Genomic DNA, 25,307 nt, shown 5'->3' with positions numbered 1-25,307 from the left:
CTGGCCGGTGAAGCCCCTTCTCATCAGGCGAGCGGCACCAGCTGTGTCGCGGTCAGATCGGGGCCCGCACCGGCGTCGTACGCGTCCTCGTCGAAGGGGTACAGCGGGCGCTCCACGCGGTGGTGGCCGAGCCGCAGCAGGTCCTGGTCGACGCCGCCGGGGGTGAGGGCGAGGAGCCAGTCGGCAGCCATGTCGTAGAGCTCGGGCTCCAGGTAGCCGATCTTGACGACCACCAGGTCGAAGGTGCGCGGGTCGATGCCGAGGCCGCCGTCCGCCGGACCCATGAAGTCCGCGAGGGTGTGGAAGGGCTTGCGGCGCTCGACCAGGATCACGGTCACACCGCCGGTCCGCACCGCCGCCATGTCGACACCACGGTCGTACGCGCCGCCCTCCGCCCGGTCCTTCTGCTCGGCCGCGCGCTGCAACGCCACGACGGTGCCGGTGAGTTCGTAGGGGCCGCCGTGGTTCGCGTCGACCTTGCCGCCGACGCTCAGGGCGACATCGGCGCCCACCCCGGCCTCGAAGCAGCGGGCGACGGCGACCGGGTCGGTGATGCCCGGGTGGACCGCGGTGACCTGCCCGGAGCGGATCGCGTCGTTCTCCAGGAGCTTGCCGAGCATGTACGCCAGATCGCCGGCACCGCCCGCCGTGGGGTTGTCCCCGGAGTCGCTGATCAGGAAGGGCCGCTCGTCCGATGCGACCGCCTTCTCGATGCACTCCCGCGCGCCGCCCGTGGGGCCTACGAAGACGAAGTCGCGGCGCGCGTCCCAGTAGCGGCGCGCCAGCTTCTGCGCCTCGGCGGCGGCCAGTTCGGCATCGTCCCCGGTGACGACGATGGCGGCCTTGCAGCGCGGCTCGTCCGCCCAGGCGTAGCCGACCCACATCGCGGCGTCCAGGATGCCGGGCAGCTTCTCGATGTCGGCGAGCGAGGCATAGAGCGACTTGGCGGGTTCCAGGCGGGTGCTGGTCTTCTCGCCGGGCAGCAGCACCGGCACCTGTACCCAGGCGCGGTGCGGCCGGACGCCGTCGCGCAGGCAGCGCAGGAGATTGCGCGCGGCGCGCTCTCGGGTCTCCCAGGCGTCCTCGTGCGGGGCGAGGCGGTGGGCGGTGAGCAGGTCGATGGGCTCGGCGAACCGGCGCGAGACGTTGCCGTGCAGGTCCATGGCGGCCGACATCATCGGGCGGCCGCCGTCGGGGGTGCCCACGGCGTCGAGTGCGGCCCGGACCGCTTCGGTCAGGTCGGCTTCGGCGTCGGTCAGGCCGATGACGCTCATCGCGCCGTGGATGTCGTAGACGAGGCCGTCCAGGGGGCCCGCTTCCCGTATGCGCGTGACCAGTTCGTCCTTGAGGACCAGATACGACTCCGCCTCCACCGGGCCGCCGGGCAGCGAGGTCGCGTGCAGGAGCGGCACCCACTCGACCGTGTACGCGAGGTCCGATTCCGGGCGGGTCCAGGTGTAGCGGTCCAGGAGGTCCTGGCCCCGGGTCTGGCGGAAGTCGTCGGTGGTGGAGCGGTGCGGGCAGAAGGTGGAGGACTCGATGCCGATGCCGCCGATGCCGATGCGGAGGCGACGCTGGTTCGTTGCAGGCGCAGTCATGCGGGGGCGCTCTCTTCCTGGGGAGCCGGTGTGGTCGGGAGGTTCTGGCGCAGGGCGGTGAGCCCGGCGCCGAGGAGGCCCGCGTCGCGGCCCGTCACGGTGGTGGTGATCTCCAGGTCCGCGGTGGCCAGGGGCAGGCAGCGCTCGTAGAGGACGCCGCGCACGGCGGCGACGAGTGGTTCGGCGGTGGCGAGGACACCGCCGAGGGCGACGGCCTGGGGGTTGAAGAAGTTCACGACGACGGACAGGACCGTGCCGATGTGCCGCCCCGCGGTGCGGACCAGGGTGGTGGCCTGCGGGTCGCCGTCGGAGACGAGCCGCAGGAGTTCGGTGGTGTCGGCCACCTCGACGCCCTGCCGGCCGAGTTCGCGGATGAGGGCGGCGCCGCTCGCCACGGTCTCCAGGCAGCCGATGTTGCCGCAGCTGCACGGGCGGTCGCCCGCCGCCTCGATGCGTACGTGACTGATGTCGCCCGCGGAGCCGTTGGCGCCGTCGTGCGGTCGGCCCGCCACGATGACGCCGCTGCCGATGCCTCGGCCCGCCTTGACGACGACCATGTGGTCGAGTCCGGGGCGCGCGGTTCGGTGCTCGCCGACGGCCATCATCGTGGCGTCGTTGTCGACGGTAACGGGGATGCCCAGGCGCTCCGCGAGGACGTCCCGCAGCGGGTAGCGGTGCCAGCCGGGCATGCGGGAGGGGCTCAGGACGCGGCCCTGGGCGGGCTGCACGGGGCCGGGGAACGCGACACCGAGGGCGCGGACGGTGCGGCCCGCCTCGCGCTGGCGGGCGCCGAGTTCGGCGACCTGGCCGGAGAGCCAGTCGACGGCGGACTCGGGTCCCGCGGTGATGTCGTGCGGCAGGTCGACGGCGTCCAGGACCGTGCCGCCGAGGTCGACGACGCCGATGCGGGCGTGGTGGCTGCCGAGGTCGGCGGCGAGGGCGACGCCGCCCTGCGCGCGGACCCGCAGCAGCCGGGGGCGGCGGCCACCGCGGGATGCTCCCTCGCCGGATTCGGTGAGTACGCCGGCGGTGACGAGTTCCTGCACGCGCAGGGAGACGGTGGAGGGGGCGAGCCCCAGTTCCCGTACGAGATCGGCACGGGAGGAGGCGGCGCCCGAGGAGACCAGCTGCAGTATGTGCTGCGCCGACCCCGGTTCGCCGTGCGGTGTTCCTGCCATGCCGCCCCCAGTTGCTTCGATCAGTTCGTTCGACATCAGGAGGAACACTAAGTCTCATCAAAGCAAGTTGGCCAGACCCTCCCGATTTTATGACTTCTTGCCGAACGAAGCTCTTGACTTGATTTTGTCGCCAGATCTAGCGTTCAGGCGCCGCCCGTCGATCTCCGGCACGGTCCGGCTCTCGCATCCTTGGAGGCCCTTCGCCATGCGCTCAAGGCGATCACGTCCCCGCGCGCGGCGCCGCGCTCTCATAGCCGCGGCGGCATTCGTCGCCGCGCTCGCCCTCACGGCGGTCACCGGCTGCACGCAGGAGGGCGGCCGCGTCGACATGGGCCCCACCGGTGGCACTCCGGTCGAGGGCGGCACCGCCACCATGGCTCTGCCGCCCGCCGCGACACCGAACTGGATCTTCCCGATCGGCGCCCCCGGCTACGGCGCCTCGTACAACTACGGGATCCAGTCGCTGCTCTTCATGCCGGTGTACGACGCCGTGCAGGAGAAGGGCGAGCTGACCACGCACGGCCCGAGCACGCTCGGCCGGGAGCCGAAGTTCAGCGACGGCAACAAGACCGTGACGGTGCCGCTGCGCGAGGGCGTGGAGTGGTCCGACGGGAAGCCGGTCACCGCACGCGACATCGAGTTCTGGTTCAACCTCGTCAAGGCCGACAAGGCGAGTTGGGGCAACTACTCGGTCGGCACGATGCCCGACAACGTCAAGCGCTTCGAGACGGTCGACGACCACACCGTGCGCCTGCACCTGAGCCGCGCGTACAACCCCGACTGGTTCACCGCCAACCAGCTCACCCTGATGCGGGCCCTGCCCCAGCACGCCTGGGACGCCAAGACCGACGGTGGCGAGGTCGGCGACTGGGACCGTACGAAGGAAGGCGCCAAGACCGTCTTCGCTCGGCTCACCCGGCATGCCAAGAGCCTGGGCTCGTACGGCTCCGACCCGCTCTGGAAGACGGTCAACGGCCCGTGGAAGCTGGCGGGCTGGCGCGACAGCGGCCAGGTGACCATCGCGGCGAACGAGAAGTACACCGGCCCGAAGTCGCAGCGCCCGCACCTGGACAAGGTCGTCTTCAAGCCCTTCACCACGGCCGACTCCGAGTACAACGTGCTGCGTTCGGGCGGCGTCGACTACGGCTACATCCCGCCGTCGGTGATGGCGCAGAAGGAGAAGTTCCAGGAGAAGGGCTACCGCGTCGATCCGTGGGAGGGCTGGGCGGCGACGTACATCGTCTACAACTTCAACTCCACGCACGCGGGCCCGATGATGGACCAGCTCTACATCCGCCAGGCGATGCAACACCTCGTCGACCAGAAGGCGATGAGCGACGTCATCTGGCAGGGCAGCGCGACGTCGACGCTCGGCCCGGTGCCGGTGACGCCGAAGAGCCAGTACCTGTCCGACGCGATGGAGAAGAACAAGTACCCCTTCGACGTGAAGAAGGCCCGGCGCCTCCTGACCGCCCACGGCTGGAAGACGGTCGACGGCACGGCACGCTGCGTGCGCCCGGGAACGGGCGCCGACTCGTGCGGCAAGGGGATCGCGAAGAACACCCCGCTCGAACTCACCCTGCTCTCCCAGTCCGGCTCCACCGAGACGACGAACATGATGCAGGAGCTCAAGTCCTCGCTCTCCAAGGCCGGGGTCGACCTCACCGTGCGCCAGCAGCCGCTGAACTCGGTGCTCGGCAACTCCGTTCCCTGCAAGGCGAAGGACCCCGGCTGCGACTGGGACATGTCGTTCTTCGGGACGGCGGGCAGCTGGTACTACCCGCTCAATCCCAGCGGCGAGCAGCTCTTCTCCACCGGCGCATCCGCCAACTTCGGCAACTACAGCGACAAGAAGGCCGACCGGATCATTCGCGCCGTGCAGTACTCGCCCGACATGAAGGCGATGCACGCGTACGGCGAGTACCTCGCCGAGCAGCTGCCGGTGATGTGGATGCCCAATCCGGCCTACCAGGTCTCGGTGATCCGCAACGACTTGCGGGGAGTCGGTCAGAACCCGACCGTCACCTTCGCGCCGCAGGACTGGTACTACGTCAAGAAGAAGGGAGCCGACAAGTGACCGGCTTTCTGGTCAAGCGCTTCCTTCAGGCGCTCGTCGTGCTGTTCCTGGTCTCGATCATCGTCTTCACCCTGCTCCACCTGCTGCCCGGCGGCCCCGCGCGCGCCATCCTCGGCCCCAAGGGCACGCCGCAGCAGATCGAGCACTTCAACCACGAGCAGGGGTACGACCGTTCACTGCCCGCGCAGTACGTGATGTATCTGAAGCGGCTCTTCACCGGCGACCTCGGTGAGTCCTTCAAGCTCAACTCGCCGGTCTTCGACCTGCTCAAGCAGCGGCTGCCGAAGACACTGCTCCTGACCGTGCTCTCCACCGCGCTCGCGGTCGTCATCGCCGTACCGCTCGGCCTGCTGCAGGCCGTGCGGCGGGGCAAGGCATCGGACTACGCGCTGACGGGCCTGGCCTTCCTGCTCTACGCGACGCCGGTGTTCTTCCTCGGGCTCATCATGATCATCCTGTTCGCGCAGGTGATGCCGATCCTCCCGGCGGAGGCACCACAGGGCGAGAGCGTCGGTGAACTCCTCAGCGACTTCACGGGGTTGGTGCTGCCGGTGGTCACCATGGCCTTCGGCATCGTGGCGATGTTCAGCCGCTACATGCGCTCGGCGGTCCTTGACAACCTCACCGAGGAATACGTCCGTACGGCGATGGCCAAGGGTCAGTCGAGCCGCCGGATCATGGTCCGCCACGTCCTGCGCAACGCGCTGATCCCCCTCGCGACGCTGCTCGGCCTGTATCTGCCGACGCTCTTCAGCGGCGCGCTCGTCGTCGAGTCGATGTTCAACTACCCCGGCATGGGGCTGCTGTTCTGGAACGCGGCGCAGGGCTCCGACTTCCCGGTCCTTCTCGGCGTGACGCTCGTCGTCGGCGTCGCCACCGTCATCGGCTCGCTGCTCACCGACATCCTGTACGCCGTCCTCGACCCCCGGATCCGGAGCGTGGCATGAGTACCGCGACCGCAGACGTCACCCCTGAGGCCGCTCCGGGGAACGAGGCGGCCGCGCAGGCCACGCCCTCGCTCGCCCGGCGCACGCTCCAGGTCTTCACCGGCAACAAGCTCGCCCTGACGGGTGTGGTGGTCCTGGTCCTGCTCCTCGCCTTCAGCTACCTCGGGCCGCTGCTCCACCGGACCGAACAGGAGCACACCGACCTGTCGCAGGCCAACCTGGCCCCTGGCAGCTCCGGTCATCTCCTGGGCACCACCGACCTCGGCTACGACATGGTCGGCCGCCTGATGGTCGCCGGGCAGACGTCGCTGGAGATCGGCCTGGCCGCGGGGCTCCTCGCCACGCTCTTCGGAACCGTGTACGGCGCGGTGGCGGGGTACTTCGGCGGCTGGGTGGACGCGGCCATGATGCGGATCACGGACGCGGCGCTCGCGATCCCGGCGATGTTCCTGCTCGTCGTGGTCGCCGCGATCATCACGCCGAGCAAGGGCGTCCTCATCGTCATCATCGCGTCGGTCGCCTGGCTCTCGCCCGCCCGCCTGGTGCGCGGCGAGGCGCTCTCGCTGCGCGACCGCGAGTACGTACAGGCGATGCGGATGATGGGCGGCGGTGGCGCACGGGCCGTGTTCAAGCACATCGTGCCGAACGCGATCGGCACGGTCATCGTCAACTGCACCTTCCAGATCGCCGACGCCATCCTCTACGTCAGCTATCTGGCCTTCCTGGGCCTGAGCATCCCGCCCCCGTCGGCCGACTGGGGCTCGATGCTCTCGGCCGGGATCACCTACACCCAGAACGGCTACTGGTGGCTGATCTTCCCGCCGGGCATCGCGATCGTCCTTGTCGTCGCCGCGTTCAACTTCATCGGTGACGGGCTGCGGGACGCGTTCGAAGTACGGCTGCGGAAGTAAGGGGGAACCGACGAGATGACCGAGCCACTGCCCAAGACCATCGAGCCACTGCTCAAGATCGAAGACCTGCGCGTCGACATCGCCTCGCGCGAGCGCACCGTCCACGCCCTGGACGGCGTCTGTCTCGAACTCGCCCCGGGTGAGGCCCTGGGCATCGTGGGCGAGTCGGGCTGCGGCAAGACGATGACCGCGCTCAGCGTCCTTGGCCTGCTTCCGCCGGGCGGTGACATCACCGGCGGACGCGTCCTGTTCGACGGCCGCGATCTGGCCGCGGCGCCCGCGCCGGTCCTTCAGGACGTACGGGGCAACACCATCGGCATGGTCTTCCAGGACCCGCTGACCTCCCTGAACCCGACGATGACGATCGGGGCGCAGGTGGCCGAGCCGCTCGTCCTGCACCGCCCCGAGCTGAGCAGGAAGGAGACGTGGGCGCGAGCCGAGGAGATGCTCCGCCTGGTCGGCATGCCGCAGCCCGCCGAGCGCATGAAGGCGTATCCGCACCAGTTGTCGGGCGGCATGCGCCAGCGCGTGGCGATCGCCATGGCCCTGGTCTGCGAGCCGAAGCTGCTCATCGCCGACGAGCCGACCACCGCCCTCGACGTGACGACACAGCACCAGATCCTGGAGCTGATCGACGGCCTGCGCGAGCGCCTCGGTATGGCGATGATCCTGGTCACGCACGACCTGGGCGTCATCGCCAACCGGGTCGACCGGGTCGCGGTGATGTACGCGGGCAGAGTCGCCGAACAGTCGGACGTGCGCGATCTGTTCGCGAGGCCCCGGCACCGCTACACCGAGGCGCTGTTCGCCTCACTTCCCGAGCGGGCCACGGACAGCGGTTCCGCGCTCCACACGATCCCGGGCCTTCCGCCGAACCTGGCGGTGCGCCCGACGGGCTGCCGGTTCGCACCGCGCTGCACCTTCGCCACGGACGAGTGCCGTGCGCGGGAGCCGCAGCTCGCTGACGACGAACTGCGGGGCGGTGAGCACCGGTTCGCCTGTTTCCATCCGGTGCCGGACAACGCCACTCAGGCGGAGGTCGTGACTGCGGCGACCGTGCCCGCGCCGCGCGCACCCGGCGACGTACTCGTCGAACTCGACTCCCTGGTCAAGGACTTCCCTCTCAAGGGCGGCGCCTTCTCGCGCAGCCGGGGCACGGTGAGCGCGGTCGGCGGGGTGTCCCTGGAGATCCGCAAGGGCGAGACGTTCGGCATGGTCGGCGAGTCCGGGTGCGGCAAGACGACGCTGGGCCGGATCGTCGCGGGCCTGGAGGAGCCGACAGCCGGTCGGGTGCGCTTCGACGGGCACGACCCGGCACGGATGTCGCGGGCCGAACGGCGTGCGCACCGGCGGCGCGTGCAGCTGATGTTCCAGGACTCCACGGCCGCCATGGACCCTCGGATGCGGGTCGGCGAGATCCTGCGGGAGCCACTGGTCATCCAGGGCGTCGGCAGCCGCGCCGACCAGGAGAGGCTGATCGCCGACCTCTTGGACGCGGTGGGCCTGCCGCGCGGGGCCGTACACCGCTACCCGCACGAGTTCTCCGGTGGCCAGCGTCAACGCCTGGGCCTGGCTCGGGCCTTGGCGCTCTCCCCCGACCTGGTGGTCGCGGACGAGCCGGTCTCCGCGCTCGACGTCTCCGTCCAGGCGCAGATCCTCAACCTGATGCGGGAGCTGCAGCGGGAGCGCGGTCTGACGTATCTGTTCATCTCGCACGACCTGGCGGTGGTGCGTCATCTCGCGGACACGGTCGGCGTGATGTACCTGGGCAAGCTGGTCGAGTCGGGTCCTGCCGCGCAGGTGTACGCGCACCCGCTGCACCCCTACACGCGAGGGCTCCTCGACACGGTCAACCTGCCGGACCCGGAGGCCGCGGACGGCCTGGACCGCACTCCCCTGGAGGGCGAGACCCCGTCGGCCGCGCGACCCCCGTCGGGCTGCCGCTTCCGCACCCGGTGCCCCATGGCCCAGGAGGTGTGCGCCACCACAGAACCGCCGGTGTCCACACCGAACGGCGCGGGACACCAGGTCGCGTGCCACTTCCCCCTGTCCGCCCCTCGGCTAGCGTCGGCGGTGTGAAAGTCGACAGTGTGAAACTCACGGATGCCCTGACCCAGCGCCCGCTCGTGCTCGACGGCGGCCTCTCCAACCAGCTGGAGGCCGCCGGGCACGACCTGAGCGACGCCCTGTGGTCGGCGAGGCTGCTCGCCGACGAACCGGGCGCCATCACGGCGGCGCACCGCGCGTACTACGAGGCGGGCGCGGACATCGCCATCACGGCGAGCTATCAGGCGACGTTCGAGGGCCTCGCCAAGCACGGTATCGACGCGGTGAGCAGCGCCGAACTACTGCGCCTGAGCGTCGAGTTGGCGCGTGAGGCGGGAGTGGACACGGGCCGCGATGTGTGGGTGGCCGCGTCCGCGGGCCCGTACGGGGCGATGCTCGCGGACGGCTCCGAGTACCGGGGACGGTACGGCCTGACGGTGGCCGAGCTCGAACGCTTCCACCGCCCGCGCCTGGAGGTACTCGCGGACGCGGAACCGGACGTCGTCGCCCTGGAGACGGTCCCGGACACGGACGAGGCGCGGGCCCTGCTGCGGGCAGTGCGAGGCCTCGGGGTCCCCGCCTGGCTCTCGTACACCGTCTCCGGCGGCTACACGCGGGCGGGCCAGCCCCTGGCGGAGGCCTTCGCCCTGGCGGCCGACGCCGAGGAGATCATCGCGGTCGGCGTCAACTGCTGCGACCCCAAGGACGCGGACGCGGCGGTGCGTCTTGCCGCGCGGATCACGGGGAAGCCGGTGGTGGTCTACCCCAACAGCGGTGAGACGTGGGACGCGGGCGCCAGGGCGTGGCGGGGTCCGGCCCACTTCAGCGCGGGCCGGGTCGTGGGGTGGCGTGACGCGGGGGCGCGGCTGATCGGAGGGTGCTGCCGGGTGGGGCCGGAAACGATCACACGGGTGGCCGCGGAGCTGTCCGCGGGCGAGCGGCCCAAGTGATGCCCTCAGGGCGCGCAGCACCTCCGCCACACCCGTCCTGACCTGCGGATAAGTCCTGCCCAGGGGTGATTGTCAGTGCCGAGGTGCAGACTGAGCCATGCCTGAGACAACGACGTCCCGGAGGTGGCCACGATGGCTGAGATCATTCTGACCGTAGGCACGCGCAAGGGCCTGTTCATCGGCCGCAGGCGCGGCGGCGCGAGCACCTGGCAGTTCGACGAAAGTCCGTATTTCAACGCCCAGGCCATCTACTCCGTGGCCATCGACACCCGCGGCAGTACGCCCCGGCTTCTGGCGGGCGGTGACAGCTCGCACTTCGGCCCGTCCGTCTTCCACTCCGACGACCTCGGCAGGACCTGGACGGAACCCGCCAAGGCGGCCGTCAAGTTCCCCAAGGACACGGGTGCCTCCCTGGAGCGGGTCTGGCAGCTGCACCCCGCGGCCGCCGAGCCCGATGTCGTCTACGCGGGCACGGAGCCCGCCGCGCTCTACCGCTCACAGGACCGCGGCGAGACCTTCGACCTCGTGCGCCCCCTCTGGGAGCACCCCACGCGCGACAAGTGGGTGCCGGGCGGCGGCGGTGAGGGCCTGCACACCGTCCTGACCGACCCGCGCGACCCGGACGCGGTGACCGTCGCCGTCTCCACCGCCGGAGTCTTCCGCACCCTGGACGGCGGCAAGAGCTGGGCCCCGTCGAACAGCGGCGTCTCGGCGGTCTTCCTTCCGGACCCGGACCCGGAGTTCGGCCAGTGCGTGCACAAGGTCGCCAGGGACGCCGGCGACCCGGACCGGCTGTATCTGCAGAACCACTGGGGTGTGTTCCGCAGCGACGACGCGGGCGCGCGCTGGACGGACATCGGCGAGGGACTCCCCTCCGACTTCGGCTTCTCCGTAGTAGCCCACCCGCACCGCGCGGACACCGCCTACGTCTTCCCGATCAACGCCGACATCGACCGCGTCCCCGCCGACCACCGATGTCGCGTCTACCGCACGGCCGACGCGGGCAAGAGCTGGGAGCCGCTCAGCGCGGGCCTCCCGGCCGACGACCACTACGGCACGGTGCTGCGCGACGCGATGTGCAGCGACGGCCAGGATCCCGCGGGCATCTACTTCGGCAACCGCAACGGCGAGGTGTACGCGTCGGCGGACGACGGGGACAGCTGGCGGGAGTTGGCGTCCCATCTGCCCGACGTGCTGTGTGTCAGGGCGGCGGCCATCGGTTGATCGGCGCCCCCGTTACGGCAGTAGGGTGACGCCGTGGCATCACGACCCTTGCATGAAATCGTCGAAGCGGGCTGGGCGAAGGCCCTCGAACCCGTCGCCGGGAAGATCACCGAGATGGGCGACTTCCTGCGCGCGGAGATCGCCGCGGGACGCACCTACCTCCCGTCCGGGCCGAACGTCCTGCGGGCGTTCCAGCAGCCGTTCGACGAGGTGCGGGTGCTGATCGTCGGTCAGGATCCCTATCCGACCCCCGGGCACGCGGTGGGTCTGTCGTTCTCGGTCGCGCCCGAGGTGCGCCCACTGCCCGGCAGCCTCATCAACATCTACCGCGAGATGGGCTCCGACCTGGGCGTCCCGCAGCCGTCGAACGGCGACCTCACGCCCTGGACCCAGCAGGGCGTCCTGCTGCTCAACAAGGCGCTCACCACGGCTCCGGGGCGTCCCGCCGCGCACCGGGGCAAGGGCTGGGAGGAAGTCACCGAGCAGGCCATCAAGGCGCTCGCCGCACGCGGGCGGCCCCTCGTGTCCATCCTGTGGGGGCGCGACGCCCGCAACCTTCGCCCGCTGCTCGGCCCGCTGCCGTCGGTCGAGTCGTCGCACCCCTCGCCCATGTCGGCGGACCGCGGCTTCTTCGGCTCGCGCCCCTTCAGCCGGGCCAATGACCTCCTTGTCCAGCAGGGCGGTCAGCCGGTGGACTGGCGGCTTCCGTGACGGACCCCGCGTGTGTCCTCGGCGTCGACTCCGGCGGCTCCGGGATGCGGGTCGCCCTGGACGGTCTTGACGGCCTCGCCCGCGCCGCCCCGGTGAGCTCGAAGGAGCCGGTGCGCACCGGCGCGTTCGGCATCGACGCCGAGCACTTCATGGAGCAACTGGTGCCCCTGGCACGGGAGTTGCTCGAACAGGCGGGTGGCGGTCGGATCACCGCCGTGGCGGTCGGGGCCTCGGGCATGGCGACCCTCGGCGACGATCTGCGCGCGGAGCTGCCGTCCGCACTCCGACAGGCTTTGGGCGTACGGCGCCTGGCGCTCGCCGCGGACGCCGTCACCGCGTACGCGGGCGCCCTCGGCGACCGCCCCGGCGCGGTCGTCGCCGCCGGTACGGGCATGATCGCGATCGGCACGGATCTCACCGCCTGGCACCGCGCCGACGGCTGGGGGCATCTGCTCGGCGACTGCGGCGGCGGCTCCTGGATCGGCCGCGCGGGCCTGGAGGCGGCGATGCGGGCCTTCGACGGCCGGCGCCACGGTTCGAAGGCGCTGCTCGCGAGGGCCGAGGAGCTCTTCGGCCCCGTGTCGGGACTGCCGGGCCGGCTCTATCCCCGCACGGACCGGCCCGCGATGCTCGCCTCGTTCGCACCCGAAGTGGCGCACTGCGCCCCTGACGACCCCGTGGCCGACGCGATCCTGCGGGACGCCGCCCGGCACATCGCCGATGCCGCGGCAGCCGTCTGCCCGGCGCCCGACGCGGTGAGCCCGGGCGAGCGGCCCGAGATCGCCCTGACCGGAGGCCTGTTCAAGATGGGCGACGCGCTGCTCCAACCGGTGCGGGCGGAGCTGGAGGACCGCCTGCGGCACGTACGGCTGGTCCGGGCCGCGGGAGACCCGCTGGACGGCGCCGTGCGCATAGCCGCCGATGTCGTCATGAACCGGCTGCGCCTGCCGCTCGACCCGCGCATGCTCACCGTGCACACCGAGTAGGACAATTGACCACCCCGGATGACCACTCCGCCATGTGACAAGTGGCCTTCACGTAACTCATCAGACAAAAGCGGACTTATACCGCCCACCTGTACCCTCCCCGAACAGTGAAGCCCCGGAGACCAGTAGCATGCGGGGCCATGAGCTCCCCCACCGGGCCCGCATCAGGCCTGCCCGTACGAATGCCGCGACCCCGCCAGCCCGGTCGGCACCGCCGCCCGGAGCCCGTGGCGGCTCCCGAGAACGCGCCCGCGCTCGTTCTCGCCGTACCGGGCGTACCCAGTACCGCCACGCGCAGTCTCGCCGAAGAGGTCGTGAGCATCGCCCGCTCCGAGCTGCCCGGCCTCGACGCCCGTATCGGATACCTCGACGGGACCGAGGACGCGACGGTCACCTCGTTCCCGGAGTTCCCCTCGCTGCAGTCCGTGCTCGCGCACGCCGCCACCGAGCGCACCGCGCGCTATGAGCAGGCGCGCGCGGCGGGATCGGACGTCACCGAGCCCGACGGCCCCGTCGCCGTCGTGGTGCCCCTCCTCGCGGGCCCCGACAGCGCGCTGATGCGGCGCGTGCGTCAGGCCGTGATGGACAGCCGCGCCCCGGCCGAGCTGACGGACGTCCTCGGCCCGCACCCGCTGCTCGCCGAGGGGCTGCACGTACGCCTGTCGGAGGCCGGTCTCGCCCGCGCGGACCGCGCCCGCCTGTTCACGGTGGCCACCGCGGCGGATGGCATCGTCCTCGCCACGGTCGGCGGCGAAGAGGCCGTGCAGGCCGCCGGGATCACCGGCATGCTGCTCGCGGCCCGCCTCGCGGTGCCGGTGATGGCCGCCGCGCTCGACCAGGAGGGTGCCATCGCGGACATGGCCGAGCAGCTGCGCGGCTCCGGCTCCACGCAGCTGGCGCTCGCCCCGTACCTGATCGGTCCCGAGATCGACGACAGCCTTCTCGAAGCCGCCGCCAAGGAGGCCGGCTGCTCGGTCGCCGAGTCGCTCGGCGCCTACCCGGCGATCGGCAAGCTCGCCCTTGCCAAGTACGCGACGGCGCTCGGGATCGCCCCGCAGCAGCCGTCGGGCGCGCCGGTCCACTGACCGCACCGCGCCTGGCAGACCTGATGCCGTTACGCCGATGGGCCCGCCCCTGATGCAGGGGGCGGGCCCATCGGCGTACACGGGTGCGATGACCCGGGTGCCTCAGCCGAAGATCACGCAGGAGGCGGCCGGAGCCCCGATCGAGCCCTCGCGGCGCGGGATGCCCGTCGCCGGGTCGACGGAGAACCAGGTCACGTCGCCGGACCGCTCATTGGCCGCGTACAGGAACCGCCCCGACGGGTCGACGGCCAGGTCACGCGGCCAGTGGCCGCCGCAGGGGACGGTGGCGGTGAGCCTCGGCCGCGCGCCCCCCTCCTCCAGGGCGAGCACCGAGATGACGTCCTGGCCCCGGGTCGCGGTCCACAGGAAGCGGCCGTCGGGCGCGACGACGACCTCGGAGGGGTAGGCCTCGCCGTCACCGTCCGTGGGCCCCGGCAGGACGGCCGCCTCGCCGAGCGGCTTGAGGGCCCCTTCGGCGGCGTCCCAGGCGCAGATCGTGATGGTGGGCGCCAGCTCGTTCAGGACGTACGCGAGATCTCCGCGCGGGTGGAACGCGAGGTGCCTGGGCCCTGAGCCGGGCCGCAGCGCGACCTCCCGGTGCAGCGTCGGCTCGCCCGCCGCCGTGAGCTCGCAGACGCGTACGGAGTCGGTGCCGAGGTCGACGCTCACCACCCAGCGGCCGCTCGGGTCGGGCAGGACCTGATGGGCGTGCGGACCCTGCTGGCGCTGCGGGTGGGGACCAGCGCCGGTGTGCGCCAGAACGCCGGACGGGGTGGTGGCGAGGCTGCCGTCGGGGCGCACGGGCACGGCGCTGACGCTGCCGGAGCCGTAGTTGGCCGTGAGAACGTGCCCGGCGTGCAGAGCGAGATGGGTGGGAGCGGCCCCGCCGACCGCCACCGGCTTCCCCGCCTGCTCGGGCCTGTCGCCGTCGAGGCGGTACGCGGCGACGGTGCCGTCCGACGTCTCGCTGACGGCGTAGAGCGTGTCACCGGCTGCCGAGAGCGCGAGGTACGAGGGGTCCGCGATCGTGTCCGTGGCGCTGAGGACGGTCAGCGCGCCGCTGTCCGCGTCGACGGCGGCGGTGAGGATCCCGGCCCCGCCCGCCGCGGTGAAGGACCCGATGTACGCCCGTTGACTGATCCCGTACCTGCCGACCACTGCGTTCCCCTCTCGACTCTCGACCGAGCGCCAAGTCCAGGGGGCACTCGTGCGGCAGACGCTAGCAGCCGGTCTAGACCAAGGGGCTCTGGGTCGGGGCGTCCCCGGCCAGCGCGGCGCCGCTCTCGCCGCGCGCCCTGGCGAGCGCCTCGGGGTGGTGGACGTAGGCGGGGTGATCCACCCTGTATGTGCCTGGTGAACACGGATCAGACGCGGGCCAATTGTCCACACCGCGACCGGGGACGGCGGGTCGGGGCGGGGTTCGCGGTCAGGGAGGGCGTCGCGATCAGGGAGGTCAGGGAGAGGTCGCCGCGGCCGTTGGCCGTGCGGCGTCCTTGATGGCGGGCAGTGCGAGAGCGCCTGCCAGTTCCCTCAGTTCCTCGTCGGTCGGGCGGACGGGCCCCTCGGCGCCGTCCTCGGCGAAGGCCCGGATGCGTGGGGTGCGGATCCCGGTCTTGTCGGCGATCGCCTGCGGCGTCAGATGCCGGCGGCGCATGGTCTTCTGAAGTAGCTGAGACAGGTCATCCATTGACCTCTCCTGCCCCGCTCTCGTGCGCTCATGCCGTACGTCTCGACGGACGGTGTCCGGCGCACGGCGCCGCTGACCCGCTACCCGGGCATGACGGCTACCCGGGCATGACGGCTATCTGGGCATGACGGCCCGGATGGTCTTGCCCGTGGGTCCGCTGGTCACGGTGACCGCCCTTGCCATGTGCCGCACCATGGGCCAGCCGAACCCGCCGGTGCCACCGGCCAGATCGGGCGCCCGCTCCCGCGGCGGTCGCGGATCGGCGTCGCCGACCACCACCGCTATGGCGTCCGGCTGCGCCTCCAGGCGCAGGGAGCACGACGCCCCGCGTGCGTGCCGTACGACATTGGTGACGAGCTCGGATACCGCGAGCTCGACGCTCGCGGCGTCCTGGGAATCCACGGCCGGGTGGAGCCCGCCGAGGAAGGAGCGGGCGAAGTCCCGCGCGTGGGCGACGGCTTCCGGCCTCTTGTCGAAGACCGCCTTGACCGACGGTCCGGCGTCCAGCCGCTCCGGCGGCCCGGTGTTCAGCTTGTCAGACGGTCCGGTTTCCAGTCGCGTCCCTTGCGTGCTCATGAGCCCTCCTCGTACGGGGGTGGCCTCTGTCCGAATATGGGGTGGCCGTTGTCCGAGATGCACACTTGCCCGGCAACGCGGAACCTGTAACCCGTCGACATATAACGGATCTTGTTGCCTCACAGAGCGCATGAAGCGCGCACGCGGGGGTACGTGCGCCTCATCGGCCGGTCGGGGGACGACGGAGGGCCGGGAGACAGGGGAGGGAATCCATGACAGCGGCAACCGGGACATCCACGGACACCGGCATCGCGGAACTGCCGGACATCGCTTCCCCCCAGGGGGTCGGGCCGAAGGACGCCCGCGACCTGTCGAAGCTGTTCTTCAGCAGGCTCGCCGTACTCGAAGAAGGCACGCCGGAGTACCAGTACGCCCGCAACACCCTCGTCGAGATGAACATGTCGCTCGTGCGGTACGCCGCCGGACGGTTCCGTCACCGCAGCGACGACATGGAGGACATCGTCCAGGTCGGCACGATCGGCCTGATCAAGGCCATCGACCGCTTCGAGCTCTCCCGCGAGGTCCAGTTCGCCACGTTCGCCGTGCCGTACATCGTCGGTGAGATCAAGCGGTTCTTCCGCGACACCTCCTGGGCCGTCCACGTTCCGCGCCGTCTCCAGGAGGCCCGCGTCGAACTGGCCAAGGCCACCGACGAACTCAGCTCCCGCCTCGGCCGCGCCCCCAAGGTCGGCGAGCTCGCCGAGCTGATGGACCTCACCGAGGAGGAGGTCATCGAGGCCCGGCAGGCCGCCAACGGCTACAACTCCACCTCCCTCGACGCCACCCTGCACGGCGACCGCGACGACAGCGAGGCGGTCCTCGCCGACTTCATCGGCGCGGAGGACCCGGCCATGGAGCTGGTGGAGGACTTCCACGCCCTGGCTCCGCTGCTCGCCCAACTCGACGAGCGGGACCGGCAGATCCTGCGTCTGCGGTTCGTGGACGAACTCACCCAGTCGCAGATCGGCGAACGCCTCGGCGTCTCCCAGATGCACGTCTCACGCCTGCTGACCCGCACCCTGGCCCGTCTGCGCGCCGGAATGCTCACCACCCGCTGAACCCGCCGCGGCGCTCACTTCCTGGTGAAGCGGTGCCACCAGTGCCGCCGCCGGGGGTGCACAGCGCGTCCAAGCCTGCGGCCGATCAGCAGGTAGCCGAGGACAGCGCCGGTCGTGTTGAGCAGGACGTCGTCGACGTCGAAGGCCCGCCCGGTGACGAGAAGGCCCTGGGCCACCTCGACGAGCAGCATCACCAGTGCCGTGACGGCTATGACACGCAGAAGGCCTCGGGCGCGGGGCACGAGCACTGGCAGCAGCATGCCGAACGGAAGGCCAAGGACGATGTTGCCGCCGAGCTGTTTGAGGGTGTCGCGGAACGCGGGCTGCGCGAGATAGTCGCGGATCGAGTCGCCGGGGCGCAGGTTGCTGTGCGTCAACGACTCGGAGGCGGCCGAGGGCTCCAGCGTCAGCCGCGCGAGCAGCACGGCGAAGACCACCGTCCCCGCGAAGGCCAGCAGCATCGCCATCGCACGGGCCCATCCGGAGAGCGGGGGCGCGCCGGGAGCGCTTGGGCTCCCGGCTTCCTTCACGGTCTTGCCCTGCGGAACTGTCCGTGCCATCACGAGCCTCCATTCAGGGGGTTGTGTCCGCGCCTTTTGGACGTCACGTGGGGTCCGTACGGCCGAACAGACCGGCGTGCCCGGGCGGAAGCTGCGTGAGTATCCGGCGCAGCAGCGCGTCGTCGACGACCTCCGCGACCGTGGCGAGCACCGCGGTGACGGCACGGCGGGCATGCCCCGCGTCGACGCCGACGCGGGCACCCACCGCCGCGATGAACGCCGCGGGCGTCAGGGGCTCGCTGGCCGGTGAGCCTTCGGTGAGCAGCGGTTCGCACTGGTGGGGCAGCAGACGGGCGAGATCCGTCCGGTCGTCCCCCACCAGATGCGCCCCCAGGACCTCAAGGACGCTCTGCACCGCCCCGGCGGCCTCCCGCCGGATCTTGTAGCCCCCGCGTTCCTGGACGCGGTCAAGCAACACTTCCACCGACTCGTTCACGGCCCGCCCCCTCCTCGCTCTCGTCGGCATGGTGGGCGCGCGACGGCTGCAGGACGGTGTCGGCCACGTCGAGCAGCGAGAGGCCGTCACGCGCACTGACCTCCTGGAGCCACGCGAGACCCTCGGTGACGGCGCAGTCCTGGCGGACGGCGACATGGTCGGCGGCCTGGTGGATGCGTTCCCAGCGCGCCGCCCGTGTGCTGGTGGCCCACACGGGGCGCCGGCAGCCGGTGGTCTCGTGCACGGGCCGCCAGCGCATCAGCGCCTCCAGGGCCAGACCGGCGGCGCGCTGCGCGTGGGTGATGTGGGTGGGGGTCACGTCGGTGCGCTCGGTGTAGTAGAGACACAGCACGCCGACGGGTGTGCGACGGGCGTGCAGCGGGAGCGCGAGGACCCGCCGGATACCGGGCAGTTCGTCCGACAAAGGTTTTCCCGTACGGCACGGGTAGTCGCGCAGGTCCGGCACGAACACGGGCCGCATCCCCAGCGCGGCGCTGACCGAGGGACCGTCGGCGCGGGCGAACTGTGCGGCCTCGGCCCGCAGGGCGGGTTCGTCGGTGGCGTGCAGGAGCTGCCAGTGCTCGAGCCGGGGCAGCCACGACAGGGCTGCCCGCTGCGCGCCCAGTGACTGCCTGAACGCCGTACAGAGCCGGTTCGGCAGCGCGCGTCGCCCGACCGCCGCCGCGATCGACACGTCATGCATGATCGACGGTGATTCCTCCGGCATGGTCAGCATCCCTCTCCGTCGCGCGCCTCGTGGTCCTCCGGCACCCTCCGGGCGGAGGCGCACGGCTTGGCCCGGCGCCCGCAGGAGCGGAAGTTCGTCTACCACGCGATGGGCCACCTCATGTCTCCTGGGCTCTCATCGGCAGGACGGCTTCGCGCGGTCGAGGGGAACGTGCCTGCTCAGGCCTCGATCAGAGGCGTACGAGTCGAAGTGCGCAGCGGCACGGCCAGTTCGACGAGTGCCTTCTCCAGGCCGTGCAGATGGGCCAACACAGGCTCGGCGGCGGAGGGATGCGGCAGGGACACCGTGTCGGCGGCCGGTCCGCGAGCCGCCCGCGGCGCGGTGAGTGCCTCCACCGCGGCTTCCACGCGCCAGCAGGCGGCGGCGAGCCGGTCGTCGTGCGAGGCCTCGGGGTCCGCGGCGATCGAGGCGAGAGCGCGCACCTCGCGGGCGCAGGCGTCGAGCAGCGCGAGCACTTGGCGGGCGCGTTCCTTGCGGGCCCGCAGCGGGCTGAACGGGTGCACCAGCGGAGCGAGCGAGAACCGCACCTTCCCAAGGAGCTGCTCCAACTCGGCGACGCGTGGCGCCGGATCGGCGTGCCGGGCCCCGGCGAGCCGGGCCGCGGCCTCCTCCGTGCAGGCGTGCACACAGCGCAGGGCACGTTCGATCCAGGCGTTCGTCGTGGCGTGCGTGGTGACGGGCAGCACGAGGAGCACGGCGAGTACGGCACCGAGCGCCCCCACACCGGTCTCCGCGACCCGCAGGGCGAGCAGCCCCGGGTTCAGCACCCCGAGCAGCCCGTAGAGCACGCCCGCCATCACGGTGACCGCGAGCATCATCCACGTGTACGAGACGGCGGCCGTGTAGAAGATCCCGAAGACGCTGACGGCGACGATGATCGCCGAAGGCACCGGCGCACCGTGCAGCGGGACCGCGAGGACGAAACCGGCCCCGATGCCGATGACCGTGCCGAGCACCCGCCTGAAGCTCCGCACCAGCGTCTCCCCGCTCGACGCGGTGTTCACGAACACCCACCAGGTGGCGCCCACGGCCCAGTACCAGCGCTGGTCGGAGAGCACCTGCCCCGCGGCGAGCGCGAAGGCGCCGCCGAGCGCCGCCTGGACCGCCTGCCGGGTCGTCGTCCTGGCAAGACCCCTGCCACCCGGCGCCGCGGGCACGGCAGCGGGCGGCAGGCGGCGCTCGTAGCACCACAGCCCGAACCGTACGGACGACGAGGCGCACAGGGACAGCAGGATCGCCGCGAACAGCTCGGGCAGCTGCCCCGGCCCCGTGTGCAGGAACTGCGTCGCGAAGAACATCATGAACGCGAACACGCCGAGCGAGTGCCCGCGCGGCCCCCACCGCCGCGCGTACACGCCCAGGCCCATCACACCGAGGAAGGCGATGTCCCGGGCCACGGGTACGTCGTGCAGCATCGCCGCGAGGGCGAGCACGGGGAACCCGACCGCGGGCAGCAGAGCCGTGGTGACGGCCTGCCCCTTCACCGTCGCGTCACCCACGGTGAACAGAGCGAGCAGCGCCGCGAGCCCGCCGGTGATCGCCGCGGCGAGCGAGTGCCCGGCCAGAGCGCACACGGTCACCGCGAGCGCGATGCCGATGACGGCCCGCGCGGCGAACCGCAACCGCGACCGCCCCGGATCCGGCGCCACGAACACGCTCCTCAGCACAGCTTCCCCGCCCCTTTCACGTCCAGCTCGACCTGCTCGCACGCAACCTGCCCGCATGCAAAAGGCGCCGCGGGAATCCGCAGCGCCATCGACAGCCACATCACACCATCAAGAGCCTCACTGGCTCAACAGGCATCAGTTTCACTGAGCCATTGGCCCATTCATATGCCCCCATGCCGCGCCACGAGAGGGCCAACGGACCATGCGCCGGAGAGCACCCTGGGCCGAGACCATGGCGTAAGCGCCGCTGCCCTGGGTAGCTCCCGAGCACCCCGTCCGTCGTAGGGCGGTGGTTCTCACGTCTCAGGAGTCGCCATGCCCGGAGTGATCGACCGCATCAAGCAGTTCGTCCGCAGCCCACAGGGGCAGCGCACGATCCGTCAGGTCCGCCAGGCCTCGGCCGACCCCAGGAAGCGGGCCCAGGCCAAGCGCATGCTCGGCAAGATCCGAGGACGCCACTGAGCGTCGCAGAGGAGCCGAGAAGCTGCCGAGAAGCTGAGGAGCCGCGGGACGCGATCCCGCGGGCTACGGCGCCCTCGGCGGCCACTGCGGGCGCTCGTCCTCCGGCAGGGTGAGGAGGGCCTGACCGACCGTGCGGTGAGCGGGGAGAAGTTCCGTGCTGCCGGTCAGCGCCAGCATTTCCGAGAGGCGCCGCCCCGCCCCGGCCAGGAGCAGCCTGCCCTCACGGCGGGCGAGCAGCCAGCGCACCGCGAGCAGGCAGTTGAGGCCGCGCGAGTCGCAGAACATCAGCGCCGTCACGTCCAGGACCAGATGCCGGTGCCCGGCCTCGACGCTGGCGCCGAGGGTACGCAGGAAGAACTCCTCGCAGGACTGGTCGAGCTCGCCGCTGACCCGCAGCACCGCGGAGTCGGAGCAACTCGCGAGCTCGGTGATGGTCAGGCGATGGGTCTCAGTGGACATCACACCCCCACGACCCATCGTACCGAGATCGGCACAGAACCCTCTCCCGGCACAGCTCGGCGTGGCTCGCGCCCCGTCGCTACCTCTTGTCGAGGAGCTTGACCCGCAGCCGCCCGAGGATCCGGGTGAGGATGCGCGAGACGTGCATCTGGGAGATGCCCAGCTCCGCACCGATCTCGCTCTGCGTCATATCGGCGGCGAAGCGCATCGCGAGGATCTTGCGCTCGCGCTCCGGGAGCGCGGCGATGAGCGGCTTCAGGGTGTGCAGGTCCTCGACCTTGTCCAGCTCCGGATCGCGGTAGCCCACGTGGTCGGCGAGCGTGTCGTCGGAGTCGACGCCGTCGGCCGGGAAGTCCAGGGAGGCCGTGGTGTAGCCGTTGGCGGCGGTCAGGCCTTCGCTGATCTCGGCCTCGTCCAGGTCCAGATGCTCGGCGAGTTCCGCCGTGGTCGGGGTGTGCCCGTTGGTCTGTTCCAGATCGGTGGTGGCCTTCACCAGGTCCAGGCGGAGTTCCTGAAGCCGGCGGGGGACGCGCACGGCCCAGGTGGTGTCGCGGAAGAATCGTTTGATCTCGCCCATGATGGTCGGCAGCGCGAAGGTGGGAAACTCCACGCCCCGCTGGAGGTCGAAGCGGTTGATCGCCTTGATCAGACCGATCGTGCCCACCTGGACGACGTCCTCGAACGATTCGTCGCGCGGGCGCATCCGATGCGCCGCGTACTGCACGAGGTTGAGGTTCAGCTCCACCAGCGAGTTGCGTACGTAGGAGTGCTCGGGCGTGCCTTCCTCCACCGCGTCGAGGCGGGCGAAGAGCGTCTTGGAGAGGGCCCGCAGATCGGCCGTGCGCTTCCCGAGGGCGGGGGGCAGGGGGTGTTCGGATGCCGTCGGGTCGGCTGCGGCGATGTCGGGGCCGGCGGTATGTCGCTCGGCGAACGACGTCGCGGGTCCTTGGCTGCTCGTCGTCGAGGCCACCATCGTCACTCCCAAACACAAGGCGCCCCCGGGGTGAGAGCGCGCCGTGCACGGGCTCTTACCCACCATCTGCCGTTACATTCCCGTGACTTGACTCTCCGTATAAGAACCCCGGAAGTCAGCCCCGGATCCGGACCGGCCACCCCATCGGGTGAGTGTGCGCCCTGGAGCGCCGGGCAGCGGAAGCGCCATGCGACTCATCTACCGGATCGAACACACCATGGAGCGCTGGACGGCCAACCTGTGGACTCTGCTGCTTCCGCCCCGGCACAAGCGCGGGGAAGTGGTCGCCATACTGCGCCGACAGTGCGATGACAGCGCGCTGATCCTCGGGCGCGAGCGTGTCCTCGTGCCCAACTCGTTCGTCATCGAGCTGCCGCCGGAGAGCCACCGCCGGCTGAGCGCCACCAGCACCGAGTTGAGTCGCTACCTCGCCGCTCAGGTCCACCGTCACGCCGCCGAGCAGGGCTACACGTTCGCGGGGCCCGTCGCGGTCAGCCTGCGGTCGGCCGGTGGCGACGCGGTGGGCAGGTTCCAGGTTCACGGCCGCATCACCCCCGCGGAACACGAGGTGGTCCTCGGGATGATCCCCGGGCAGACCCCTGCGGCAGAAACGCTGTGTTTCGAGCCGACCAATATGTGTGCCGGCCGTGAGAGAAATCAGCGCGACGCGCTCTGAGAGTTTCTCGCGCGACGCCCGGAGCGCATTTTTTTACCACCCGGAGCCGATCGCACCGTGCTACTGTCGATCTCAGTTGCAGTTGTGGTTCCCAAAAACTTCAAGTGCCCTCACCAGCCTTTTCTCGGCGGGTGGGAGCACTTTTGTATTTCCGGTCATTTCCGGCGGGGCAATCATCGCGGCGACACGGAGTCCGCACAGTGCGGGCTCCGGGCACTGCCCCGAAGGAGATTTAATATGGCTAACGGCACCGTGAAGTGGTTCAACTCGGAAAAGGGCTTCGGCTTCATCGAGCAGGACGGCGGCGGCCCCGACGTCTTCGCCCACTACTCGAACATCGCCGCCCAGGGCTTCCGTGAGCTCCAGGAAGGCCAGAAGGTGACCTTCGACATCGCCCAGGGCCAGAAGGGCCCGACGGCCGAGAACATCGTTCCCGCCTGACGCTCACGCGTACTTCGTAGCTGGGGCCCGCACCTTGGGTGCGGGCCCCAGCTCGTGCATTTGACACACCATCCAGGCCACGGATCCCCCGCGCATCCGCGCGCGCAGTAATCCTCGTCGGCCGGATCGGCTTAGCGGATTCGCTTTACGCATTCGCTCCACAGATTCGCTTTACGCATTCCCCCGGCCCGTTCTCGCGATTCTCCGCGCTGTGCTCTCGCTGCGGAAATTCCTTGGTACGTGCCGCATCAAGGAAGGTTCCGCATGAACCGCACTCGTACGAACGACCGCTCCTACCGCTCCGGCTCCAACTCCGGCTCTGGCTCTGGCTCCGGCAGGAGCGGGAACCGTTACGGAGCTCCGTCCGGCGGCCGCTCCGGCGGTCCGAACCGTTCGGGCGGCTACGGGCGCCGACCGTCCGCGCCGCAGGGCGAGTTCGCCCTGCCGGTCACGGTCACCCCCGCGCTCCCCGCCGTCGAGTCGTTCGCCGATCTCGCGATGCCGGCGCCGCTGCTCACCGCGCTCGGCCGCGAAGGCGTGACCCAGCCGTTCCCGATCCAGGGTGCGACCCTGCCCAACTCCCTCGCGGGCCGCGACGTACTGGGCCGTGGCCGCACCGGCTCGGGCAAGACCCTCGCCTTCGGACTCGCGATGCTCGCCCGCACGGAAGGTCAGCGCGCCGAGCCGCGCCAGCCCCTTGCCCTGGTCCTCGTCCCCACCCGGGAACTGGCCCAGCAGGTCACCGACGCGCTCACTCCCTACGCCCGTGCCCTGCGGCTGAAGCTCGCCACGGTGGTCGGCGGCATGTCGATCGGCAGGCAGGCCGGTGCGCTGCGCGCCGGCGCGGAAGTCGTCGTCGCGACGCCGGGCCGGCTCAAGGACCTCATCGACCGGGGAGACTGCAGGCTGAACCAGGTCGGCATCACCGTCCTGGACGAGGCCGACCAGATGGCCGACATGGGCTTCATGCCCCAGGTCACCGCGCTCCTCGACCAGGTACGCCCCGAGGGCCAGCGGATGCTGTTCTCCGCCACCCTCGACCGCAACGTCGACCTGCTTGTCCGCCGCTACCTCACCGACCCGGTCGTCCACTCCGTCGACCCCTCGCAAGGCGCGGTCACCACGATGGAACACCACGTGCTGCACGTCCACGGCGCCGACAAGCACCGCACGACCACCGAGATCGCGGCCCGCGACGGCCGGGTAATCATGTTCCTGGACACCAAGCACGCCGTCGACCGCCTCACCGAGCACCTCCTGAGCAGCGGCGTCCGCGCCGCCGCCCTGCACGGCGGAAAGTCACAGCCGCAGCGCACCCGCACCCTGTCCCACTTCAAGACCGGTCATGTGACGGTGCTCGTGGCGACCAACGTCGCCGCACGCGGCATCCACGTCGACAACCTCGACCTGGTCGTGAACGTCGACCCGCCCACCGACCACAAGGACTACCTCCACCGCGGCGGCCGCACGGCCCGCGCCGGTGAGTCCGGCAGCGTCGTCACGTTGGTCACACCCAACCAACGGCGCGACATGAGCCGCCTGATGGTCGCCGCGGGCATCACCCCGCAGACCGCCCAGGTGCGCTCCGGAGACGAGGAGTTGAGCCGCATCACCGGCGCCCAGGCTCCTACAGGCATCCCGGTCACCATCACCGCGCCCGCCGCGGAGCGCCCCCGGCGCGGCAGTTCCTCCTCCTCCCGGGGCCGCCGCAGCCGCAGCGCCCAGGACCGGCGTACCGACCGCGCTCCGCGCCGCGTCGCCCAGGGCCCTTCCGCCTCCAGCCCGGCGGCCTAGGACCCTCGCGCGTCGATCGCCTCAACCCTGTCAGCCGTCCCCCTCCTCACCTGTGAG

General features: G+C 71.0%; 25 protein-coding genes. 14 read left to right on the top strand and 11 right to left on the bottom strand.

Features of this window, described 5'->3' with window-relative positions; translation table 11 throughout:
* Nucleotides 1-23 precede the first annotated feature (23 nt).
* Together ACFVXC_RS15705 and ACFVXC_RS15700 are read right to left on the bottom strand one after the other, a co-directional pair.
* Nucleotides 24-1,598 carry a M81 family metallopeptidase gene (locus ACFVXC_RS15705; RefSeq protein ID WP_389905608.1) on the bottom strand — a complete coding sequence of 525 codons (1,575 nt, stop codon included), beginning with the start codon at nucleotides 1,596-1,598 and terminating at the stop codon, nucleotides 24-26.
* Nucleotides 1,595-2,812: an ROK family protein gene (locus tag ACFVXC_RS15700; protein ID WP_389905607.1), complete on the bottom strand. Its 1,218-nt coding sequence runs from the start codon at nucleotides 2,810-2,812 to the stop codon at nucleotides 1,595-1,597. The genes ACFVXC_RS15705 and ACFVXC_RS15700 overlap by 4 nt, the downstream gene beginning before the upstream one ends.
* Before the next feature lie 169 nt (nucleotides 2,813-2,981).
* Between ACFVXC_RS15700 and ACFVXC_RS15695 the strand changes: the two genes are divergently transcribed.
* From ACFVXC_RS15695 to ACFVXC_RS15655, 9 genes are all read left to right on the top strand, one after another.
* Nucleotides 2,982-4,853 carry a peptide ABC transporter substrate-binding protein gene (locus ACFVXC_RS15695; protein WP_389905605.1) on the top strand — a complete coding sequence of 624 codons (1,872 nt, stop codon included), beginning with the start codon at nucleotides 2,982-2,984 and terminating at the stop codon, nucleotides 4,851-4,853.
* Entirely contained in the window at nucleotides 4,850-5,800 is a 951-nt protein-coding gene (locus ACFVXC_RS15690; RefSeq protein WP_389905604.1) for an ABC transporter permease, read from the top strand. Before ACFVXC_RS15695 ends, ACFVXC_RS15690 begins: the two co-directional genes overlap by 4 nt.
* Nucleotides 5,797-6,711, top strand: a complete 915-nt coding sequence (locus ACFVXC_RS15685; protein WP_389905602.1) for an ABC transporter permease — start codon at nucleotides 5,797-5,799, stop codon at nucleotides 6,709-6,711. Before ACFVXC_RS15690 ends, ACFVXC_RS15685 begins: the two co-directional genes overlap by 4 nt.
* A gap of 15 nt (nucleotides 6,712-6,726) precedes the next feature.
* Nucleotides 6,727-8,790 (top strand): dipeptide ABC transporter ATP-binding protein, encoded by a 2,064-nt coding sequence (locus ACFVXC_RS15680; RefSeq protein WP_389905600.1) that lies wholly within the window; start codon nucleotides 6,727-6,729, stop codon nucleotides 8,788-8,790.
* Nucleotides 8,787-9,707: a homocysteine S-methyltransferase gene (gene mmuM / locus ACFVXC_RS15675; RefSeq protein ID WP_389905598.1), complete on the top strand. Its 921-nt coding sequence runs from the start codon at nucleotides 8,787-8,789 to the stop codon at nucleotides 9,705-9,707. The genes ACFVXC_RS15680 and mmuM overlap by 4 nt, the downstream gene beginning before the upstream one ends.
* A 132-nt stretch (nucleotides 9,708-9,839) precedes the next feature.
* Nucleotides 9,840-10,931, top strand: a complete 1,092-nt coding sequence (locus ACFVXC_RS15670) for a WD40/YVTN/BNR-like repeat-containing protein (protein ID WP_389905596.1) — start codon at nucleotides 9,840-9,842, stop codon at nucleotides 10,929-10,931.
* Nucleotides 10,932-10,964: 33 nt separating this feature from the next.
* Nucleotides 10,965-11,642 (top strand): uracil-DNA glycosylase, encoded by a 678-nt coding sequence (locus ACFVXC_RS15665; protein ID WP_383281493.1) that lies wholly within the window; start codon nucleotides 10,965-10,967, stop codon nucleotides 11,640-11,642.
* Complete coding sequence (locus ACFVXC_RS15660; protein ID WP_389905594.1) at nucleotides 11,639-12,628, top strand: N-acetylglucosamine kinase; 990 nt, start codon at nucleotides 11,639-11,641, stop codon at nucleotides 12,626-12,628. The genes ACFVXC_RS15665 and ACFVXC_RS15660 overlap by 4 nt, the downstream gene beginning before the upstream one ends.
* Before the next feature lie 140 nt (nucleotides 12,629-12,768).
* Nucleotides 12,769-13,713, top strand: a complete 945-nt coding sequence (locus ACFVXC_RS15655) for a sirohydrochlorin chelatase (RefSeq protein WP_389905593.1) — start codon at nucleotides 12,769-12,771, stop codon at nucleotides 13,711-13,713.
* Nucleotides 13,714-13,815: 102 nt separating this feature from the next.
* On the opposite strand, the gene ACFVXC_RS15650 is transcribed toward ACFVXC_RS15655, so the two are convergent.
* The 3 genes from ACFVXC_RS15650 to ACFVXC_RS15640 form a co-directional block, all read right to left on the bottom strand.
* Nucleotides 13,816-14,871, bottom strand: a complete 1,056-nt coding sequence (locus ACFVXC_RS15650; protein WP_389905591.1) for a lactonase family protein — start codon at nucleotides 14,869-14,871, stop codon at nucleotides 13,816-13,818.
* A 295-nt stretch (nucleotides 14,872-15,166) separates the two neighbouring features.
* Nucleotides 15,167-15,400, bottom strand: coding sequence for an XRE family transcriptional regulator (locus ACFVXC_RS15645; RefSeq protein ID WP_389905589.1), 234 nt, complete (start codon nucleotides 15,398-15,400; stop codon nucleotides 15,167-15,169).
* A 114-nt stretch (nucleotides 15,401-15,514) separates the two neighbouring features.
* Nucleotides 15,515-15,976, bottom strand: coding sequence for an ATP-binding protein (locus tag ACFVXC_RS15640; RefSeq protein WP_389905587.1), 462 nt, complete (start codon nucleotides 15,974-15,976; stop codon nucleotides 15,515-15,517).
* A gap of 212 nt (nucleotides 15,977-16,188) precedes the next feature.
* Here ACFVXC_RS15640 and ACFVXC_RS15635 point away from each other — a divergent pair, with 212 nt between their 5' ends.
* Nucleotides 16,189-17,034 (top strand): RNA polymerase sigma factor SigF, encoded by an 846-nt coding sequence (locus ACFVXC_RS15635; RefSeq protein WP_389905585.1) that lies wholly within the window; start codon nucleotides 16,189-16,191, stop codon nucleotides 17,032-17,034.
* Nucleotides 17,035-17,048: 14 nt separating this feature from the next.
* On the opposite strand, the gene ACFVXC_RS15630 is transcribed toward ACFVXC_RS15635, so the two are convergent.
* From ACFVXC_RS15630 to ACFVXC_RS15615, 4 genes are all read right to left on the bottom strand, one after another.
* The gene (locus tag ACFVXC_RS15630; RefSeq protein ID WP_389905583.1) at nucleotides 17,049-17,594 is read right to left on the bottom strand and encodes a VanZ family protein; all 546 of its coding nucleotides are present in this window, start codon (nucleotides 17,592-17,594) and stop codon (nucleotides 17,049-17,051) included.
* 43 nt (nucleotides 17,595-17,637) lie between these two features.
* Nucleotides 17,638-18,030 (bottom strand): DUF2267 domain-containing protein, encoded by a 393-nt coding sequence (locus ACFVXC_RS15625; protein WP_389905582.1) that lies wholly within the window; start codon nucleotides 18,028-18,030, stop codon nucleotides 17,638-17,640.
* A complete protein-coding gene (locus ACFVXC_RS15620; protein WP_389905580.1) occupies nucleotides 18,002-18,757 on the bottom strand; it encodes a GAF domain-containing protein in 756 nt (251 codons plus the stop codon). Before ACFVXC_RS15620 ends, ACFVXC_RS15625 begins: the two co-directional genes overlap by 29 nt.
* A 179-nt stretch (nucleotides 18,758-18,936) precedes the next feature.
* Complete coding sequence (locus ACFVXC_RS15615; RefSeq protein ID WP_389905578.1) at nucleotides 18,937-20,445, bottom strand: FUSC family protein; 1,509 nt, start codon at nucleotides 20,443-20,445, stop codon at nucleotides 18,937-18,939.
* 315 nt (nucleotides 20,446-20,760) lie between these two features.
* Here ACFVXC_RS15615 and ACFVXC_RS15610 point away from each other — a divergent pair, with 315 nt between their 5' ends.
* Nucleotides 20,761-20,907 (top strand): hypothetical protein, encoded by a 147-nt coding sequence (locus tag ACFVXC_RS15610; protein WP_389905577.1) that lies wholly within the window; start codon nucleotides 20,761-20,763, stop codon nucleotides 20,905-20,907.
* A gap of 63 nt (nucleotides 20,908-20,970) precedes the next feature.
* Here ACFVXC_RS15610 and ACFVXC_RS15605 read toward each other — a convergent pair whose 3' ends face one another.
* Together ACFVXC_RS15605 and ACFVXC_RS15600 are read right to left on the bottom strand one after the other, a co-directional pair.
* The gene (locus tag ACFVXC_RS15605) at nucleotides 20,971-21,366 is read right to left on the bottom strand and encodes an STAS domain-containing protein (RefSeq protein WP_389905576.1); all 396 of its coding nucleotides are present in this window, start codon (nucleotides 21,364-21,366) and stop codon (nucleotides 20,971-20,973) included.
* 79 nt (nucleotides 21,367-21,445) lie between these two features.
* Nucleotides 21,446-22,339: an RNA polymerase sigma factor SigF gene (locus ACFVXC_RS15600; RefSeq protein ID WP_389905574.1), complete on the bottom strand. Its 894-nt coding sequence runs from the start codon at nucleotides 22,337-22,339 to the stop codon at nucleotides 21,446-21,448.
* A 187-nt stretch (nucleotides 22,340-22,526) separates the two neighbouring features.
* Between ACFVXC_RS15600 and ACFVXC_RS15595 the strand changes: the two genes are divergently transcribed.
* From ACFVXC_RS15595 to ACFVXC_RS15585, 3 genes are all read left to right on the top strand, one after another.
* Nucleotides 22,527-23,015: a DUF3662 domain-containing protein gene (locus ACFVXC_RS15595; RefSeq protein ID WP_389905573.1), complete on the top strand. Its 489-nt coding sequence runs from the start codon at nucleotides 22,527-22,529 to the stop codon at nucleotides 23,013-23,015.
* A 237-nt stretch (nucleotides 23,016-23,252) separates the two neighbouring features.
* Nucleotides 23,253-23,456 (top strand): cold-shock protein, encoded by a 204-nt coding sequence (locus ACFVXC_RS15590; protein ID WP_389905571.1) that lies wholly within the window; start codon nucleotides 23,253-23,255, stop codon nucleotides 23,454-23,456.
* Between the two features lie 264 nt (nucleotides 23,457-23,720).
* Complete coding sequence (locus ACFVXC_RS15585) at nucleotides 23,721-25,250, top strand: DEAD/DEAH box helicase (protein ID WP_389905569.1); 1,530 nt, start codon at nucleotides 23,721-23,723, stop codon at nucleotides 25,248-25,250.
* The last annotated feature ends 57 nt before the right edge of the window (nucleotides 25,251-25,307 follow it).

The organism is Streptomyces sp. NPDC058257, from assembly GCF_042881845.1.
GTDB lineage: Bacteria > Actinomycetota > Actinomycetes > Streptomycetales > Streptomycetaceae > Streptomyces.
This window is presented reverse-complemented; position numbering and strand designations above follow the sequence as displayed.

Excerpts from the sequence above, each read along its gene's own strand:
- ACFVXC_RS15705 (WP_389905608.1), bottom strand. The coding sequence starts at position 1,598 with ATGACTGCGCCTGCAACGAACCAGCGTCGCCTCCGCATCGGCATCGGC.
- ACFVXC_RS15700 (WP_389905607.1), bottom strand. The coding sequence starts at position 2,812 with ATGTCGAACGAACTGATCGAAGCAACTGGGGGCGGCATGGCAGGAACA.
- ACFVXC_RS15695 (WP_389905605.1), top strand. The coding sequence starts at position 2,982 with ATGCGCTCAAGGCGATCACGTCCCCGCGCGCGGCGCCGCGCTCTCATA.
- ACFVXC_RS15685 (WP_389905602.1), top strand. The coding sequence starts at position 5,797 with ATGAGTACCGCGACCGCAGACGTCACCCCTGAGGCCGCTCCGGGGAAC.
- ACFVXC_RS15680 (WP_389905600.1), top strand. The coding sequence starts at position 6,727 with ATGACCGAGCCACTGCCCAAGACCATCGAGCCACTGCTCAAGATCGAA.
- ACFVXC_RS15670 (WP_389905596.1), top strand. The coding sequence starts at position 9,840 with ATGGCTGAGATCATTCTGACCGTAGGCACGCGCAAGGGCCTGTTCATC.
- ACFVXC_RS15655 (WP_389905593.1), top strand. The coding sequence starts at position 12,769 with ATGAGCTCCCCCACCGGGCCCGCATCAGGCCTGCCCGTACGAATGCCG.
- ACFVXC_RS15645 (WP_389905589.1), bottom strand. The coding sequence starts at position 15,400 with ATGGATGACCTGTCTCAGCTACTTCAGAAGACCATGCGCCGCCGGCAT.
- ACFVXC_RS15640 (WP_389905587.1), bottom strand. The coding sequence starts at position 15,976 with ATGAGCACGCAAGGGACGCGACTGGAAACCGGACCGTCTGACAAGCTG.
- ACFVXC_RS15635 (WP_389905585.1), top strand. The coding sequence starts at position 16,189 with ATGACAGCGGCAACCGGGACATCCACGGACACCGGCATCGCGGAACTG.
- ACFVXC_RS15630 (WP_389905583.1), bottom strand. The coding sequence starts at position 17,594 with ATGGCACGGACAGTTCCGCAGGGCAAGACCGTGAAGGAAGCCGGGAGC.
- ACFVXC_RS15620 (WP_389905580.1), bottom strand. The coding sequence starts at position 18,757 with ATGCCGGAGGAATCACCGTCGATCATGCATGACGTGTCGATCGCGGCG.
- ACFVXC_RS15610 (WP_389905577.1), top strand. The coding sequence starts at position 20,761 with ATGCCCGGAGTGATCGACCGCATCAAGCAGTTCGTCCGCAGCCCACAG.
- ACFVXC_RS15605 (WP_389905576.1), bottom strand. The coding sequence starts at position 21,366 with ATGTCCACTGAGACCCATCGCCTGACCATCACCGAGCTCGCGAGTTGC.
- ACFVXC_RS15600 (WP_389905574.1), bottom strand. The coding sequence starts at position 22,339 with ATGGTGGCCTCGACGACGAGCAGCCAAGGACCCGCGACGTCGTTCGCC.
- ACFVXC_RS15595 (WP_389905573.1), top strand. The coding sequence starts at position 22,527 with ATGCGACTCATCTACCGGATCGAACACACCATGGAGCGCTGGACGGCC.
- ACFVXC_RS15590 (WP_389905571.1), top strand. The coding sequence starts at position 23,253 with ATGGCTAACGGCACCGTGAAGTGGTTCAACTCGGAAAAGGGCTTCGGC.
- ACFVXC_RS15585 (WP_389905569.1), top strand. The coding sequence starts at position 23,721 with ATGAACCGCACTCGTACGAACGACCGCTCCTACCGCTCCGGCTCCAAC.